General features: G+C 58.9%; 15 protein-coding genes. 6 read left to right on the top strand and 9 right to left on the bottom strand.

Going from position 1 to position 16,293, the window contains the following annotated elements:
- Nucleotides 1-61: 61 nt before the first annotated feature.
- Entirely contained in the window at nucleotides 62-970 is a 909-nt protein-coding gene (gene yvcK / locus IBT47_RS24250) for a uridine diphosphate-N-acetylglucosamine-binding protein YvcK (protein ID WP_200563589.1), read from the top strand.
- Nucleotides 971-1,145: 175 nt separating this feature from the next.
- On the opposite strand, the gene uvrB is transcribed toward yvcK, so the two are convergent.
- Nucleotides 1,146-3,170 (bottom strand): excinuclease ABC subunit UvrB, encoded by a 2,025-nt coding sequence (uvrB, locus tag IBT47_RS24245; RefSeq protein WP_105591126.1) that lies wholly within the window; start codon nucleotides 3,168-3,170, stop codon nucleotides 1,146-1,148.
- Between the two features lie 838 nt (nucleotides 3,171-4,008).
- Between uvrB and IBT47_RS24240 the strand changes: the two genes are divergently transcribed.
- Nucleotides 4,009-4,725: an ABC transporter ATP-binding protein gene (locus IBT47_RS24240; RefSeq protein ID WP_105591125.1), complete on the top strand. Its 717-nt coding sequence runs from the start codon at nucleotides 4,009-4,011 to the stop codon at nucleotides 4,723-4,725.
- 63 nt (nucleotides 4,726-4,788) lie between these two features.
- Here IBT47_RS24240 and bioD read toward each other — a convergent pair whose 3' ends face one another.
- The 4 genes from bioD to bioB are packed head-to-tail and all read right to left on the bottom strand — an operon-like array spanning nucleotide 4,789 to nucleotide 8,377.
- Nucleotides 4,789-5,460, bottom strand: coding sequence for a dethiobiotin synthase (gene bioD / locus IBT47_RS24235; protein WP_200563588.1), 672 nt, complete (start codon nucleotides 5,458-5,460; stop codon nucleotides 4,789-4,791).
- Complete coding sequence (gene bioC / locus IBT47_RS24230) at nucleotides 5,453-6,211, bottom strand: malonyl-ACP O-methyltransferase BioC (RefSeq protein ID WP_200563586.1); 759 nt, start codon at nucleotides 6,209-6,211, stop codon at nucleotides 5,453-5,455. Before bioC ends, bioD begins: the two co-directional genes overlap by 8 nt.
- A complete protein-coding gene (gene bioF, locus IBT47_RS24225; RefSeq protein ID WP_200563584.1) occupies nucleotides 6,195-7,346 on the bottom strand; it encodes an 8-amino-7-oxononanoate synthase in 1,152 nt (383 codons plus the stop codon). The genes bioC and bioF overlap by 17 nt, the downstream gene beginning before the upstream one ends.
- Nucleotides 7,346-8,377: a biotin synthase BioB gene (gene bioB, locus IBT47_RS24220; protein ID WP_200563582.1), complete on the bottom strand. Its 1,032-nt coding sequence runs from the start codon at nucleotides 8,375-8,377 to the stop codon at nucleotides 7,346-7,348. The genes bioF and bioB overlap by 1 nt, the downstream gene beginning before the upstream one ends.
- Nucleotides 8,378-8,465: 88 nt before the next feature.
- Here bioB and bioA point away from each other — a divergent pair, with 88 nt between their 5' ends.
- The 3 genes from bioA (at nucleotide 8,466) to IBT47_RS24200 (ending at nucleotide 11,653) form a co-directional block, all read left to right on the top strand.
- Nucleotides 8,466-9,758, top strand: a complete 1,293-nt coding sequence (bioA, locus tag IBT47_RS24215; RefSeq protein ID WP_200563580.1) for an adenosylmethionine--8-amino-7-oxononanoate transaminase — start codon at nucleotides 8,466-8,468, stop codon at nucleotides 9,756-9,758.
- Between the two features lie 98 nt (nucleotides 9,759-9,856).
- Nucleotides 9,857-10,903, top strand: coding sequence for an NADP-dependent oxidoreductase (locus tag IBT47_RS24210; protein WP_200563578.1), 1,047 nt, complete (start codon nucleotides 9,857-9,859; stop codon nucleotides 10,901-10,903).
- A gap of 273 nt (nucleotides 10,904-11,176) precedes the next feature.
- Nucleotides 11,177-11,653 carry a kinase inhibitor gene (locus IBT47_RS24200; protein ID WP_105591118.1) on the top strand — a complete coding sequence of 159 codons (477 nt, stop codon included), beginning with the start codon at nucleotides 11,177-11,179 and terminating at the stop codon, nucleotides 11,651-11,653.
- Nucleotides 11,654-11,802: 149 nt separating this feature from the next.
- On the opposite strand, the gene pgl is transcribed toward IBT47_RS24200, so the two are convergent.
- Entirely contained in the window at nucleotides 11,803-12,789 is a 987-nt protein-coding gene (gene pgl, locus IBT47_RS24195) for a 6-phosphogluconolactonase (protein ID WP_200563574.1), read from the bottom strand.
- Between the two features lie 113 nt (nucleotides 12,790-12,902).
- On the opposite strand from pgl, the gene IBT47_RS24190 reads away from it, so the two are divergent.
- Nucleotides 12,903-13,721, top strand: coding sequence for a pyridoxal phosphatase (locus tag IBT47_RS24190; protein ID WP_105591116.1), 819 nt, complete (start codon nucleotides 12,903-12,905; stop codon nucleotides 13,719-13,721).
- Here the strand turns inward: IBT47_RS24190 and modC are convergent, their stop codons facing one another.
- The 3 genes from modC to modA are packed head-to-tail and all read right to left on the bottom strand — an operon-like array spanning nucleotide 13,722 to nucleotide 16,242.
- Nucleotides 13,722-14,780, bottom strand: a complete 1,059-nt coding sequence (modC, locus tag IBT47_RS24185) for a molybdenum ABC transporter ATP-binding protein ModC (protein WP_200563572.1) — start codon at nucleotides 14,778-14,780, stop codon at nucleotides 13,722-13,724.
- Nucleotides 14,780-15,469 (bottom strand): molybdate ABC transporter permease subunit, encoded by a 690-nt coding sequence (gene modB / locus IBT47_RS24180; RefSeq protein WP_105591173.1) that lies wholly within the window; start codon nucleotides 15,467-15,469, stop codon nucleotides 14,780-14,782. The genes modC and modB overlap by 1 nt, the downstream gene beginning before the upstream one ends.
- Nucleotides 15,469-16,242 (bottom strand): molybdate ABC transporter substrate-binding protein, encoded by a 774-nt coding sequence (gene modA / locus IBT47_RS24175; RefSeq protein ID WP_105591114.1) that lies wholly within the window; start codon nucleotides 16,240-16,242, stop codon nucleotides 15,469-15,471. Before modA ends, modB begins: the two co-directional genes overlap by 1 nt.
- Nucleotides 16,243-16,293 lie beyond the last annotated feature (51 nt).

Raw genomic sequence — 16,293 nt, 5'->3', positions numbered from 1 at the left:
CGCCGCTGGTTAGCGTAAAATGCTAAACATAATTATTCTTGCATCGTGATGAAAAAATTCTATGCGTAATCGCACGTTAGCCGACCTCGATCGCGTGGTGGCTCTGGGTGGCGGGCACGGACTGGGCCGTGTGATGTCCGCTCTTTCTCCTTTAGGTTCTCGCCTGACCGGCATTGTCACCACCACCGATAATGGGGGTTCCACCGGGCGAATTCGCCGCTCGGAAGGCGGCATTGCGTGGGGCGATATGCGCAACTGCCTTAATCAGCTGATCGCCGAACCGAGTGTGGCTTCCGCCATGTTTGAGTACCGCTTTGCCGGAAACGGCGAGCTGGCCGGGCATAATCTCGGCAATCTGATGCTGAAATCCCTCGACCACCTCAGCGTACGCCCGCTTGAAGCAATCAATCTTATCCGCAATTTGCTGAAGGTCGATGCATTTCTGATCCCGATGTCCGAGCAGCCGGTGGATCTGGTTGCCGTCGATGCAGAAGGACATCTGGTGTATGGCGAAACCGAGATCGATCAGATGAACCAACGGCCGCAGGAGCTGAGGCTGTCGCCGGTGGTCAGCGCCACCCGCGAAGCCGTAGAAGCGATTGCCGAAGCCGATCTGATTCTGATTGGTCCCGGCAGCTTTTACACCAGCCTGATGCCGGTACTGCTGGTGCCTGAACTGGCACAGGCGCTGCGTCGCAGCCCGGCCACCATGGTGTTTATCGGCAATCTGGGCAAGGAACTCAGCCCGGCGGCGGCACAACTGACCGTCGCCGATAAACTGGAGATTATGGAAAAAGCGATTGGCAAACGGGTGATTGATGCACTGGTGGTCGGCCCGGTCAGCGATACCAGCCTGCTGAGCGACCGGGTGGTTGTACAGGAACCGCTGGAGGCTAACGATATTCGCTATCGCCACGATCGCCAGCTGCTGCGCAATGCGCTGGAGCACGCCATCCAGGCGATGAACTAGCTAAGCGGCAAACAGCACCGCTACGCTCCCTGGTCGCCTGGCTCTGAGTCAGCCTGCCCCGTAAGACTGTGCGCTACGGGGCCGGATTCAGGATAGTTAGCCATCATTACCCATCGCCTCACTGCCGCGACGTTCCCATCTGTGAAGGGCCATCTGCCAATCAGCGCGTCGTTGCTTACGACGCGGCGATAAACAGCTCCCGCACCTGATGCAGCTTATCGCGCACCTCGGCGGCTTCCTCAAACTCAAGGTTCTGCGCATGCTGCTGCATTAGCGCCTCCAGTTCGTGGATGCGTTTCTGCAGCCCCTGCGGCGACAGATCCACATAACCCGGATCGTCTTCCACAATGCTGCGGCCCTTCATGCTGCGCGGTTTGGCTTTGTTTTTCGCCAGCCCCTGCCCCAGCTCCAGAATGTCGGCAATTTTCTTGTTCAGCGCCTGCGGCACGATACCGTTTTCTTTGTTAAAGGCGTCCTGTTTCTCACGGCGGCGCTCCGTTTCACCAATGGCGCGCTCCATCGACGGGGTGATCTTATCACCGTACAGAATCGCTTTACCGTTAAGGTTACGCGCCGCGCGGCCGATGGTCTGGATCAACGAACGTTCAGAACGCAGGAAGCCCTCTTTATCCGCGTCAAGGATCGCCACCAGCGAGACTTCCGGCATATCCAGCCCCTCTCGCAGGAGGTTGATACCCACCAGCACATCAAACTTGCCGAGGCGCAGGTCGCGGATGATTTCAACACGCTCAACGGTGTCGATGTCGGAGTGCAGATAGCGTACCCGCTCGCCGTGCTCTTCCAGATACTCGGTTAAATCTTCCGCCATCCGCTTGGTCAGCACCGTCACCAGCACGCGTTCGTTAATCGCCACCCGCTGGCGAATCTCCGACAGCAGATCGTCAACCTGGGTGCCAACCGGGCGCACTTCGACGATCGGATCAAGCAGACCGGTTGGGCGAACCACCTGGTCAATCACCTCGCCGCCGGATTTTTCCAGCTCGTAATTGCCCGGCGTAGCGGAAACATAAATGGTCTGCGGGGCCAGCGCCTCAAACTCTTCAAACTTCATCGGGCGGTTATCCAGCGCCGATGGCAGGCGGAAACCGTATTCCACCAGCGTCTCTTTTCGTGCCCGGTCGCCGCGATACATGCCGCCGATCTGTGGAATGGTGACGTGTGATTCATCAATCACCAGCAGGCCATCGGGAGGCAGATAGTCAAACAGCGTCGGCGGCGCTTCACCCGGGCCGCGCCCGGAAAGATAGCGCGAGTAGTTTTCAATGCCCGAGCAGTAGCCCAGCTCATTCATCATTTCCAGGTCAAACTGGGTACGCTGGCTGATACGCTGCTCTTCCAGCAGTTTATTGTTGGCCAGCAGCACCTGACGGCGATCGGCCAGCTCCACTTTGATCTCTTCCATCGCCTGCAAAATACGCTCGCGCGGGGTCACATAGTGGGTTTTCGGATAGATGGTGTAGCGTGGGATCACCGAGGTGATTTGCCCGGTCAGCGGATCGAAAATCGACAGCCGTTCCACTTCTTCGTCAAACAGTTCAACCCGCAGCGCGTAATCGTCGGACTCCGCCGGGAAAATATCGATAACCTCACCGCGTACGCGGAACGTGCCGCGCTGGAAGGCCTGATCGTTGCGGGTGTACTGTAGCTCTGCCAGACGCCGCAGGATCGCGCGCTGGTCAATCACCATGCCGCGCGTCAGGTGCAGCATCATCTTCAGATAGAGGTCGGGGTCGCCCAGGCCGTAAATCGCCGAGACCGACGCTACCACGATCACATCACGGCGCTCCAGCAGCGCCTTCGTCGCCGACAGGCGCATCTGTTCAATGTGTTCGTTTACTGAAGCATCTTTCTCGATAAAGGTATCCGAGCTGGGGACGTAGGCTTCAGGCTGGTAATAATCGTAATAGGAGACAAAGTATTCCACCGCATTGTCGGGGAAAAACTCCTTCATCTCACCGTACAGCTGCGCGGCCAGGGTTTTATTGGGTGCCAGCACCATGGTTGGCCGATTGAGATCGGCAATCACGTTGGCGACGGTAAACGTTTTTCCTGAACCCGTTACCCCAAGCAGCGTCTGGTGAGCCAGCCCGTCTTCCAGACCCTCTTCCAGACGGCGGATCGCCTCAGGCTGATCGCCAGAGGGTTTAAAATCGGAGTTGAGTTTAAAGACTTTGCTCATTAGCAGGCTACCTGATGGAAATATGCACGAACCGGGTTCTAATTCTACTCCGCCATCGCCAATTTGCCAGTTAAAAATACTGGATAAATTAACAGTTGATTTGCATAATGCGAATCCAGAGGGCAGAGCCGCACTTTTGTCGGACAGTACGCAAACGACTGCGCATAAACTGTTACCGGGTTATCCCCAGAACTTTTGTTATATTAACATTTGTCAAGCGTCGGCAGTTAAAAGCGCGGCCGACTTTGGTTCAAGAATCCCCGGCGCTTGATTTTAGTTAAAATGCTGATTTTAATAGAATTAAATAACAAGCCGAGTTTCGCATCAATCAGAGCCAAAGCCGCGCCCGCTCTCGCTTTACGCAAGTTTTCACAATCTAATACACAAGGTTATCCACAGTAACAGTGGATAACTGATTACAGCGCTTGAAACGTCTGATGTGTATAAATCGTCCCCATCGCTCATAACCACTGCTAAATATTTTTTTTTGTTTTTTTTTTCACACTTCAACGCACCTTTTTGGATATGAAAAGGTGGAATTCTGCATAGACAGTAGGAATTTTAAGCATCCCCGTCTTTCAGACTTCAGCGCACTCCTGCCATTTCACGCAGCAGCTGCACCACAATTGATTAGCCCGGAGCACTATCGGGGTGCAGCCCGCTGATTACCGTTAGAAATTGTTTAACGTTTCTGACAAATAGAGCCGCAGAACTGATAGTTCATCGAGTTTTTCACCGTTATGTAGAGATGGCCCGTTAATTGCTTGTTAAATAGTACGCCAGCTAAATCGCCCTGTAATGCGGGTGCAATCGGATACTGTCTGGAGGAGAGTGCAAGATGCTGAGTTTACGTTCAATCAATCAATTTTATGGGCAAAACCATATTCTGTGGGATGTGGACCTCGATCTTCCCCCCGGCACCTGTACCGGCATCATTGGCCGCCCCGGGATGGGGAAGACTACGCTGGTTAACTGCATCATGGGCCACCTGCCGATCAACAGCGGTTCGATGATTTGGCAAGAAGGCGATCTGCCGCCGCAGGATTTGCTGCTGCAGCCGGTAGAGCGGCGTGCTGCTCTCGGCATTGGCTATGTTCCGCAGGGCAGGCAAATTTTTTCTCAGCTTAGCGTGGAAGAGAACCTGCAAATCGCCCTGCTGGCCGGTGCAGGACAGGAGCGCCACCGGGCTATCCCGCAGATGGTTTATGACCTGTTTCCGGCACTTTATTCGCTACGCCAGCAGCGCAGTGGCGAACTGCCCCTCGACCAGCAGCAGCATCTGGCGTTGGCCCGTGCGCTGGTTCTGGAACCCAAGCTGCTGATTCTGGACGATCCGACCGAAGGTATGTCGCCGTGGCTGGAAGAGGAAATGGGCAATCTGATCCACCGGCTGAATCATGATTTCGGCATGACCATTTTGCTGCTGGAACAGCGCCTGTCGTTTATCCGCCGGGTGGCCGATTACTTCCTGCTGCTGCACCGCGGGCGAAACGTCGCCCACGGCAAAATGGCGCTGCTGGATGAAGGCGTGGTGAATACCTGGCTGACGGCCTGAACAGTGCTGCCCGGGGTGGCATCCCGGCGTTATTCCAGCGTCTTCGCATCGGGGCGTCTGCCGCTATGGCAGCGACAGATACTGCCCCAGCTGCGCCCTCTGCGTTTCATCGGGCAGATAAGGGATCTCCCCCAACAGCGGCGAAGGCAGCAGCCGTCGTAGCGTCGCCATATACTCCGCGTGACGCTTGCCGGCGGGCTGTACGCAGTTGGCAATCCAGCCTACCAGCGGTAATCCGCTGGCCTGAATCGCCTGCGCGGTCAGCAGCGCGTGATTGATGCAGCCCAGCTTAACCCCCACCACCAGAATCACCGGCAGCTGCTCCTGCACCACCCAGTCGGCAAACGTTTGATCCACTGACAGCGGGGTAAACCAGCCTCCGGCCCCCTCGGTCAGTACCCAGTCAGCGTGCTGCGCTACCGACGACAGCCCGGCGGATAGCTGGCTGAAGGCGATGGGACGCTGCTCTTCCACACTGACGATATGCGGTGAGGTGGGTTCCATAAACGCCAGCGGATTGACCATCTCGTAGGGTAAATCGACGCTGGAAAACCGCTGTAGCAGCAGGGCATCCTCATTGCGTAACCCTTCGGGTGTGACTTCACAGCCGGAGGCCACCGGTTTATAGCCCGCACAGCGATAACCCGCCGCGCTGGCGGCCTGCAGCAACGCGCAGCTGGCGGTTGTTTTGCCTATTTCCGTATCGGTTCCGGTCACAAACCAGCGTTTACTCACGTTCAATCACTCCTAAAATCAGTTTCCAGCTCAGCAGGCAGCCGCGCTCATCGCGGCTCCAGACGTGCTCAAGCTGCTGTAGCCGTTCCCGGTTAAGAAAATGGCTTTCCCGACCGCGATGTAAATGGGTCACCCCGGTCCCTTTTAGCGAACGTATCGCGCTAATGGCGTCCGGGTAGGCCAGCGTCAATGTGAAACGGTGCAGTTGTAAATTCATGCCGATCCCGGCCTGCGCGATCTCGTTGGCGGTCAGCTGCGGGTTGAGAGGAACCCCGGCTCCCAGCGCCTGCCACGCGGCCGTCACTTCGTGCAGCGATCCGGATTCGAGGGTAGAAAACAGCACCTGCCCCCCCGGGTGGGTCACCCGATACAGCTCGCTCAGCCCCTGACGCAGATCGCTGCACCACTGTACGGCAAGATTGCTCCAGCAGCGGTCGAAGCTGGCATCCGCGAACGGCAGCGCTTCGATATCCCCCAGCCGGTAGTCCGATGCGACCGCCGATGATTCCGCCTGACGCAGCATTTCTGCCGAGAGATCCAGCGCGGTCACCCGATGGCCGTTCTGCTGCCAGCGCTGGCTGAACCAGCCGGTACCGCAGCCCGCGTCCAGCACCTGCATTGTGCTCCCGCGCCTCGCCAGCGCCATCAGCCGTTCACCGCACAGCCGTTGCAGCTCGGCGTGCTGGTTATAGCCAGATGCAGCGCGGCCAAAGGCCACGGCAACCGCCCGTTTATCAATCGCCTGTAGCATGCAGCACCTCCAGCAGGCGATCGATATCATCCGGCAAATGCGCCGCGCTCAGCGTAATGCGCAGCCGCGCGGTGCCGGGCGGTACGGTCGGCGGTCGAATCGCGCTCACCCAGCAGCCCTGCTGCCGCAGCCGCGCAGCCAGTTCCACAGCGGCCCCTTCCTCGCCCACTAACAGCGGCTGAATCGCGCTGTCGGCATTCATCATCTGCCAGCGCAGACCATCGGCTCCGGCGCGAAAACGGGCGATATTCTGCCGCAGGCGCTGGCGCAGTTCGTCACCCTGCTGCACGCAGCGCAGCGCCTCCTGCAGTGCACAGACCTGAGCGGGCGGCATGGCGGTGCTGTAAATCAGATGGCGGGCAAACTGCAGCATAAACTCGGCGGTATCGTCATCGCACAGCAGCGCCGCACCGCTGACGCCGAACGCTTTACCAAAGGTAATGATTTGCAGATCGGGCTTAACTGCCTGCTGCCAGCAACTGCCCCGCCCCTGTTCACCGCAAACGCCAATGCCGTGCGCATCATCCACCAGCAGCCAGGCGTTATGCTGCTGCGCAAGCTGATGCAGCGCCGCCAGCGGCGCGCCGTCGCCGTCCATGCTGAAGACGCCTTCCGTGACCACCAGCGTTTCACCGCTGCACGGACCCGCCAGCCTGGCGGCCAGCGCCTGCGGCTGGTTATGGGCAAAGCGGCGCAGCGTCGCCGGGCTGTGGCTGGCGGCCTCTAACAGCGAAGCGTGGCTGAGTTTGTCGGCCAGGATGCGATCGTCTTTACCCGCCAGCGCCGCGATCGCCGCCTGATTGGCGGCAAAGCCGGAGATAAACAGCAGCGCACGGGGGTAGCCCAGCCAGTCGGCCAGCTGCTGCTCCAGATCCACCTGCGGGGTGCGAAATCCGGTGATATGCGCCGAGCCGCCTGCGCCAACGCCATAGCGCGCCGCGCCCTGCTGCCAGGCATTCACAATGCGCGGGTGATGGCTCAGCCCGAGGTAATCGTTGGCAGAAAAGTTGAGGTAGTCCGCCCCTGCGATGCTCAGGCTACGGGCGTCGGCCTGCTGGCAGGGCGTGCGCTGGCGGTACTGACCGTTTTGACGGCGCTGCTCCAGCGCCTGCTGAATACGTTGCGACCAGCTCATTACAGGGCCGCGTTGTAAAACTGTTCGGTGTCAGCGCTCATCAGCTGGGCGGCAAGCGCCTGCTGCTGTTCGTTATCCCCGGCGTGCGTCGCGGTGTGCTGCGGATTCAGGCCCAGCTTACGGAACAGGATCAGATCTTTATCCTCCTCCGGGTTTGGCGTGGTCAGCAGCTTACAGCCGTAGAAAATCGAGTTAGCCCCGGCCATAAAGCACATCGCCTGGGTCTGCTCGCTCATCTGTTCACGCCCGGCAGAAAGACGCACGTGGGAACGCGGCATCATAATTCTTGCCGCAGCAATGGTGCGGATAAAGTCGAACGGATCGACGTCCTCGTTATCCGCCAACGGCGTGCCCTTCACTTTCACCAGCATATTGATTGGTACGCTTTCCGGCGGCGTCGGCAGGTTCGCCAGTTGCACCAGCAGTCCGGCCCGGTCGTTGACCGTTTCGCCCAGGCCGACGATCCCCCCGGAACAGACTTTAATCCCGGCATCACGCACTTTTCCCAGGGTGTCCAGACGCTCCTGATAGCTGCGGGTGGTGATGATGCTGCCGTAGAATTCCGGCGAAGTGTCGAGGTTGTGGTTATAGAAATCCAGCCCGGCGGAGGCCAGCCGCTGTGCCTGCTGCTCGCTCAACGTACCGAGGGTCATACAGGTTTCCATCCCCATCGCCTTCACTCCCTGCACCATCTGCTCCAGATAGGGCATATCGCGCTCGTGCGGATTTTTCCACGCCGCCCCCATGCAAAAACGACCGGAACCGGCGGCTTTCGCCTTGCGCGCGGAGTTCAGCACCTCCTCCACTTCCATCAGCCGCTCCGATTCCAGCCCGGTTTTATAACGCGCGCTTTGCGGGCAGTACTTGCAGTCCTCCGGGCAGGCTCCGGTTTTGATCGACAGCAGCGTGCTGACCTGTACCTGACGCGGGTCAAAATGCTGGCGGTGGATCTGCTGCGCTTCAAACATCAGTTCGAGAAACGGCTTATCAAACAGCGCCTGCGTCTGTGAAAGGGTCCAACGTTTTGCCATTGCTTGCTCCAAAAAAGTCTGTCATTTGTCTTCACGGCCTGGTTATACTTGTAAACTAAATTTTTTATTTTTGGTTTACAAGTGATTTATGAATGCAGCCGATCTTGCTTTTGACCGTGACCATATCTGGCATCCCTATACCTCAATGCGCGATCCGCTGCCCTGCTATCCGGTGGTCGCCGCGCAGGAATGCCGGTTACAGCTGGCCGATGGTCGGCAGCTGGTTGACGGCATGTCGTCATGGTGGGCGGCGGTTCATGGCTACAACCATCCGCGCCTGAATCAGGCGTTACAGAACCAGATGGCGCAGATGTCGCACGTGATGTTCGGCGGTATTACGCACCCGTCGGCAGTGGCGCTGTGCCGCCAACTGATCGCCATCACTCCCGCACCGCTGGAGTGCGTGTTCCTGGCGGATTCCGGTTCGGTGGCGGTTGAGGTGGCGATGAAGATGGCCCTGCAGTTCTGGCAGGCGCGCGGCGAGAAACGTCAGCGCTTTCTGACGCTGCGTAACGGCTATCACGGCGATACCTTTGCGGCGATGTCGGTGTGCGATCCGCAGAATTCAATGCACAGCCTGTATCAGGGCTATCTGCCCGAGCATCTGTTTGCCCCCGCGCCGACGTGCCGGTTTGACGACCCGTGGCGCGAAAGCGATACCGACGCGCTGGAACAGCTGATCGTGACCCATCATCGTCAGCTCAGTGCGGTGATTCTTGAGCCGATTGTGCAGGGTGCGGGCGGGATGCGTTTCTATCACCCGCGCTATCTACAGCGGGTACGTGAGCTGTGCGACCGCTATCAGCTGCTGCTGATCGCCGATGAGATTGCCACCGGCTTTGGCCGCACCGGCAGGCTGTTTGCCTGCGAACACGCGGGGATCGCCCCGGATATTCTCTGCGTCGGCAAAGCCCTGACCGGCGGCACGATGACGCTTTCGGCGACGCTGACCACTCGCCGGGTAGCGGACACCATCAGCAACGGGGCAGCGGGCTGCTTTATGCACGGCCCGACGTTTATGGCCAATCCGCTGGCCTGTGCGGTGGCGGCCGAGTCGCTGGCGATACTGGAAGAGAACCACTGGCCCGAGCAGGTCGCGGCAATTGAAGCGCAGCTGCGGGCGGCGCTGATGCCGTTAAAGGCCGCAGCGGAAGTTGCCGATGTGCGAGTGCTGGGCGCGATTGGCGTAGTGGAAACTCGCCGACCGGTGGACGTGGCCGCCATTCAGCGCTTCTTTGTGGAAAGCGGCGTGTGGATACGTCCGTTTGGTCGCCTGATTTACCTGATGCCGCCCTATATTATTTCCAGCGACGAGCTGGCAAAGCTGACCGCGACGGTTGCCGCCGCCGTGGACAATCCCCAGCTGTTTACGATGACCTGAAGGCACGCAGCGCGAGGCAGCCGCAGACCGAATGCACTACGCTTTTAGCATTGTGTGTGCGGCACTGAAGCCGGGCACGAGATAGCGGAGGTTCTTTTATGCCACAAGACAAGCAAACCAATCGTCGCATCCTGCTGGCTTCGCGCCCGCACGGCGCACCGACGGAAAACAATTTCCGTCTGGAAGCCCGGCACGTCCCTGCCCCAAAAACCGGCCAGGTGCTGCTGCGCACCGTGTGGCTGTCACTCGACCCGTATATGCGCGGACGGATGAGCGATGCGCCTTCCTACGCGCCGCCCGTCGGGCTGGGCGAGGTGATGTGCGGCGGCACCGTCTCGGTTGTCGAACAGTCTGAACATGCCGACTACGCCGTCGGTGACTGGGTGGTCAGCAACAGCGGCTGGCAGGATTTTTCCCTGTCCGACGGCCGCGACTTATTTAAACTTAGCGGCCCGGTGCTGAAACATCCCTCCCACGCCTTAGGGATTCTGGGCATGCCGGGCTTTACCGCCTATATGGGGCTGCTGGATATCGGTAATCCGCAGCCGGGCGAGACCGTGGTGGTGGCCGCAGCGACCGGCGCGGTGGGCTCACTGGTGGGCCAGATTGCCAAACTGAAAGGCTGCCATGTGGTCGGTATTGCCGGTGGCGCAGAGAAATGCCGCTATGCCGAACAGGTGCTGGGCTTCGACCGCTGCCTGGACCATCGCGATGATAATCTGGCACAGCAGCTCAGCCGCCACTGCGCGGAGGGGATCGACGTCTATTTTGAAAGCGTGGGCGGCAAAGTATTTAACGCCGTGCTGCCGCTGATGAATACCAAAGGGCGCATTCCCGTTTGCGGTCTGATCGCCGACTACAACAGCACGAATCTTCCCGTCGGGCCGGACCGCCTGCCGCTGCTGCAAAGCGCCATCCTGCGTAAACGCCTGCGCGTGCAGGGCTTCATTATCAATCAGGATTACGGCCATCGCTTTGACGAATTCTTCCGCCAGATGAGCCAGTGGGTGGCGGAGGATCGCCTGGTGTTCCGTGAAGATGTGGTCGACGGTCTGGATAACGCACCGGAAACGCTGATTGGCCTGCTGGAGGGGAAAAACTTCGGCAAGGTGGTGGTGCGGGTAGCGGGCGATACGCCAGCATAAACGCGGCAAAGGGCATCATCCCCGGATGCGTTGCAGTAAATGAGCCCAGCTACAGAGATCCAGGCAATGCGGCTTCATTGCTCATAAAGATGAAGCCGTGAGCCACGAATGCTTCGCTGATGAACGCGGCGGCATACCATTGTTTAGCACGCTGGTGCCGCCGCAGCCCCAGATATGATACCTTTTCAGCGTTGGCTGCGCAGGCAGCCGGGATGACCTTTGCCGCCGCAGAGCGGCTGAAAATGGCTGACATCTTCACTGACAGGAGAAGGAATGAAACTGTTTAGCACGAGTTTTAACGATGGCGATAAGCTGCCGGAGCGCCAGGTATTAAATGCCATGGGCTACCAGGGTGAGAATTTGTCGCCGCATCTGGCGTGGGATGAGGTTCCGGCCGGAACCAAAAGCTTTGTGGTGACCTGCTACGATCCCGATGCGCCGACCGGCTCGGGCTGGTGGCACTGGGTGGTGGCCAACCTGCCTGCGGACACCCGCGAACTGCCTGAAGGTGCCGGTTCCGGCGTTGCCGAACTGCCGACCGGATCGCTGCAAACCCGCACCGACTTCGGTAGCGCCGGTTACGGCGGCGCGGCACCGCCGAAAGGTGAACACCACCGCTATATTTTCACCGTTCACGCACTGGACGTGGAAAAGCTGGACGTGGACGAGAACGCCAGTGCGGCAATGGTCGGCTTTAACGTACATTTCCATACGCTGGGCAGCGCGGCGATTACCGCCATTTACGCCTGATCGGCGCTCAGAAATGGCGATCGCGCAGGCTATAATTCTGCGCGATGGTAAGATTTCTACCCCACGCGGCAATTGCCTATATCTGGCCGCCGTCGCGCATAAAAAAGGCAATCCTCAGATTGCCTTTTTTATTAGCTGTCAGCGGGCGATCAGAGCGCGCTGATGGTGACCCACATCGGTCCCTGGCCGACCGCATAGCGCGCCAGCTCCTGCAGAAGACCGTTATCCGCGGCGATTTTGTACACCGCGATATGGTGTGATTTCTGACCTGCCGCAATCAGATACTGCCCGGTGCTGTCGATGTTAAAGCCGCGCGGCTGGGTTTCCGTCTGCTGGTAGCCTTCAATAGTCAGCGTCGCGCCGTCGTTGCCGATGCTGAACACGGTGATCACACTGGCAGTGCGATCGCAGCTGTACAGGAAGCGGCCATCCGGGGTGATGTGGATGTCGGCCGCCCAGCGCGTGTCGCTGAAGCCTTCCGGCATCATATCCAGGCTCTGCACCTTCTCGACTTTTTCACCCAGCGCCCAGACGTCGACGCTGCTATCCAGCTCGTTGACGCAGTAGGCAAACTTCTGGTTCGGATGGAACACCATATGGCGTGGACCGGCACCGGCGGTGGTATTCACCTCGGCCTGAGCGCGCGGAGTCAGCTCGCCGTTCTGCGCCAGCTCGAACAGCGCGATGCGGTCCTGCTTCAGCGCCGGAACAAACAGCGTCCGGTTACCGAGGTCGATATTCGCCGAGTGGCAGCCGTCCAGACCCTTAATCACCTGGGCAGGTTCGCCCGGCAGGCCGTTGTCGCCAATCGGGCTGACGCTGACGCAGGCATCGTTATATGAACCGACGAAGATAAAGCGACCTTCGCGGTCAGTAGAAATGTGGGTCGGGCTGCCCGGCAGCGATGCGTGCCCCGCTTCTTTCAGTTTGCCTTCACTGTCGATTTTATACGCCAGCACGCGGAAGTCCGGACGGGCACCCACGTACAGGAACGTTTTGTCCGGGCTGACCACCATTGGCTGAACCTGGCCCGGCGCATCGACAACCTGCAACAGCGTCAGCGCGCCATCCTCATTCAGCTGCCAGGCATGGATCTGCTGGCTTTCAGGGCTGGCGGTATAAACAACGTGTTTCATGAATGCTCCTTGTTAAGTCTTCGGGGTCGTAATCATTGATTGCGTTCGTCGGTTTTGTGGCCGGCGTCACAGGGTGTACACTCTTTAACTCACATTTAGTCACGGAAACGCATATGAGCTATCGCATCATCGCCCTTGATCTGGACGGCACGCTTTTAACGCCGAATAAAACCATTCTTCCCGAGTCGCTGGAAGCGCTGGCTAAAGCGCGCCAGGCCGGGGTAAAAGTGTTGATCGTTACCGGTCGCCATCATGTTGCTATCCATCCTTTTTATCAGGCACTGGCGCTGGATACACCTGCAATCTGCTGTAACGGCACCTATTTGTATGATTACCAGGCGAAAAAAGTCTTACATTCCGATCCGCTGCCAAAAGATCAGGCGCAGCGCGTGATTGAAATGCTCGACGACGCCGCGATTCACGGCCTGCTGTATGTGGATGATGCCATGCTGTACCAGGCCGAAACTGGTCACGTGACCCGCACGATTAACTGGGGCCTGACCCTGCCTGAATCCCAGCGCCCGACGTTCCTGCATGTCGACAGCCTGGCCGGTGCGGCGCAGAGCGCACAGTCGATCTGGAAATTTGCCGTTTCTCACCAGGACACGGCGGAACTGCAGCGCTTCGCGCAGAAGGTTGAGGATGAACTCGGCCTGGCCTGCGAGTGGTCGTGGCACGATCAGGTCGATATTGCCAAAGCCGGTAACAGCAAAGGCAAACGTCTGGCCGAATGGGTAGCCGCAGAAGGCTATCAGATGAGCGACGTGCTGGCCTTTGGCGACAACTACAACGACCTGAGCATGCTGGAAACCGTGGGTCTGGGTGTGGCAATGGGCAACGCCGACGAGGCGATTAAAGCCCGCGCCGGGCGCGTGATCGGCACCAACCTTGAGCCGGGCATTGCCGAAACCATTTACCGCGAAATTCTGTAATCAGGGCGTGATTGACACGCTTTTGATCTGCGCATAAAGCGGCATATCGGGTTTAATCTTCAATTCATCGCGGGCCCAGGGCGTAATACGCGCCCAAAGCTCGCTGTGGCCGACCCGCAGCTTCACCTCCACCTGATGATCGATCTCCAGCAGCTCAACTACGACGGCAGGTATCACATTGCGAATGCTGCTGTTGACCGGTGGTTCCAGCACCAGCGACACGTCCGCCGCATTAATACGGATGCGCATCGGCGTTTGTAACGGCGCAGTAATGCGACTGACCCAGATACGCTCCTCGCCCAGCGACAGCGCGGTCATCTCGTAGTGCGGATGCTGCTCCAGCACCTGTACGCGTAGCACGCTGCTCTGCTCGGCGCGCGGCAGCCACGGACGCATGGCGCTACTGGCCCACACTTCTTCCAGCGGACCATTGGCGATGACCGATCCTTTATCCAGCACCAGTACGTTTTCGGCCAGATGCAGCAGCTCATCCAGGCTGTGGCTGACGTAAAGAATCGGAATGTCGACCTCTTTCGCCAGCTTTTGCAGATAGGGCAGCAGCTCGCGCTTGCGCGGCAGATCGAGCGAGGCCAGCGGCTCATCCATCAGCATGATTTCCGGCGCAGTCAGCAATGCACGCCCAATGGCAACACGCTGTTTTTCACCGCCGGAGAGCGACCACGGGAAGCGGGACAGCAGCGGTTCGATGCCCAGCAGTTGAACCAGACTGTCGAACTGCGGGCGCATGCTTTTCGCCATGCCGTATTCCAGGTTGCCGCGCACCCGATAATGCGGGAACAGGCGCGCGTCCTGAAAAACATAGCCAACGCGGCGCTTTTCCGGCGGCAGCCAGATACCTTTAGCCGTATCGCTGAGCACCCGGTCGTTGAGCACAATGCGCCCCTGCTGCGGCACCGTCAGCCCACCAATGGCGTTAATCAGCGAGGTTTTCCCCGCACCGGAGACGCCAAACACGGCGGTAATTCCCTTACCCGGCAGGCTGGTCTGCACATTAAGCAGGCAGTCGCCCAGCTGCTGGCTGAAATCGAGTTCTAACATTAAAGACCTAAACGCTTACGACCCCAGCGGGTCAGCCATTCGGAAACAAGCAGAGAAAACAGCGCCAGCACGATAGCAATCACGCACAGTCTGGCGGCAGCGCCTTCGGCACCCGGCGTTTCAATCAGCGTATACATTGCCGACGGCAGCGTACGCGTTTCACCCGGGATATTGGAAACAAAGGTGATGGTGGCACCAAACTCGCCCAGAGAGCGGGCAAAAGCCAGCACCGTACCCACAATAATCCCCGGCAGGGTCAGCGGCAGCGTGATGGTCAGAAACACCCGCCAGCGCCCGGCACCCAGCGTGCGGGCTGCCTGCTCCAGCCGGGTATCAACCGCTTCCAACGCCAGGCGAATGGCACGAACCATCAGCGGGAAGGCAATCACCGCCGAAGCCAGCGCGGCACCGCGCCAGCTAAAGGCAAAGCTGAAGCCAAACCAGTCATACAGGTATTCGCCAATCACCCCGCGCCGCCCGAAGCCCAGCAGCAGCAGATAGCCCACCACTACCGGCGGCAGCACCAGCGGCAGGTGGATAATACTGTCGAGCAGAGTTTTACCGGGGAACTGACGGCGGACCAGCAGCCACGCCATCAGGATACCGAACGGCAGGCTGCATGCCACCGCCACCACCGAGACTTTCAGGCTGAGCGCAACCGCCTGCCATTCGGGATCGCTGAGGAACATCATGACTTAGGCGCAAATCCATACTGTTTGAAAATCGCTGCCGCCTGCGGTCCTTTCAGGTAGTCATAAAAGGCGCTGACGCTGGCATTTTTATGATCTTTCACGATAGCTACCGGATATTCGACCGGCTTGTGGCTGTCTGCCGGGAAGGTGCCGACCACGGCGACTTTCTTGCTGGCCACCGCATCAGAACCGTAAACAATGCCGTACGGGGTTTCATCACGCTCGACCAGCGCCAGAGCGGCACGAACGCTGTTGCTGCGCGCCATCACCGGAGACAGCTGATCCCAGGCGCCCAGTTTTTCCAGCGCTTCTTTGGCATAGATACCGGCCGGAACGTGGTCAGGATCGCCCACCGCAAGGCGCTGGCCGTTCAGCAGCGTTTTCCAGTCGGTGGTTTTGCTGATATCCACTTTCTGCGCTTTGGCAGAGGCCGGAGCCACCAGCACCAGATCGTTACCCAGCAGAGTAAAACGGCTGGATTCATCGATGGTTTTCTTCTCTGCGGCGTAGTCCATCCACTGCTGGTCGGCAGAGATAAACAGATCGGCCGGAGCGCCCTGCTCAATCTGACGGGCCAGGGTAGAGGATGAAGCGAATGAGGAAACGATTTTGACATCTTTCCCTTTCTCATACTGGCTGGCGATATCCTGCAGGGCGTTGGTCAGCGAGGCCGCAGCAAAAACGGTGATGTTATCCGCGGCAACCGCGTGGCCACTGATGCTCAGGGTGACGACCGCAGCGGTCAGCCAGGTATTCATTTTTACAGACATGCACTTCTCCAGAGAGGTTCGTTATGTAGGCAATAATATAGCGATAGCGCG

This window comes from Erwinia sp. S43 (genome assembly GCF_016624745.1).
Taxonomy (GTDB): domain Bacteria; phylum Pseudomonadota; class Gammaproteobacteria; order Enterobacterales; family Enterobacteriaceae; genus Erwinia; species Erwinia coffeiphila.
Note: the sequence above shows the minus strand (reverse complement) of the source record. Positions and strands in the feature narration are given on the sequence as shown.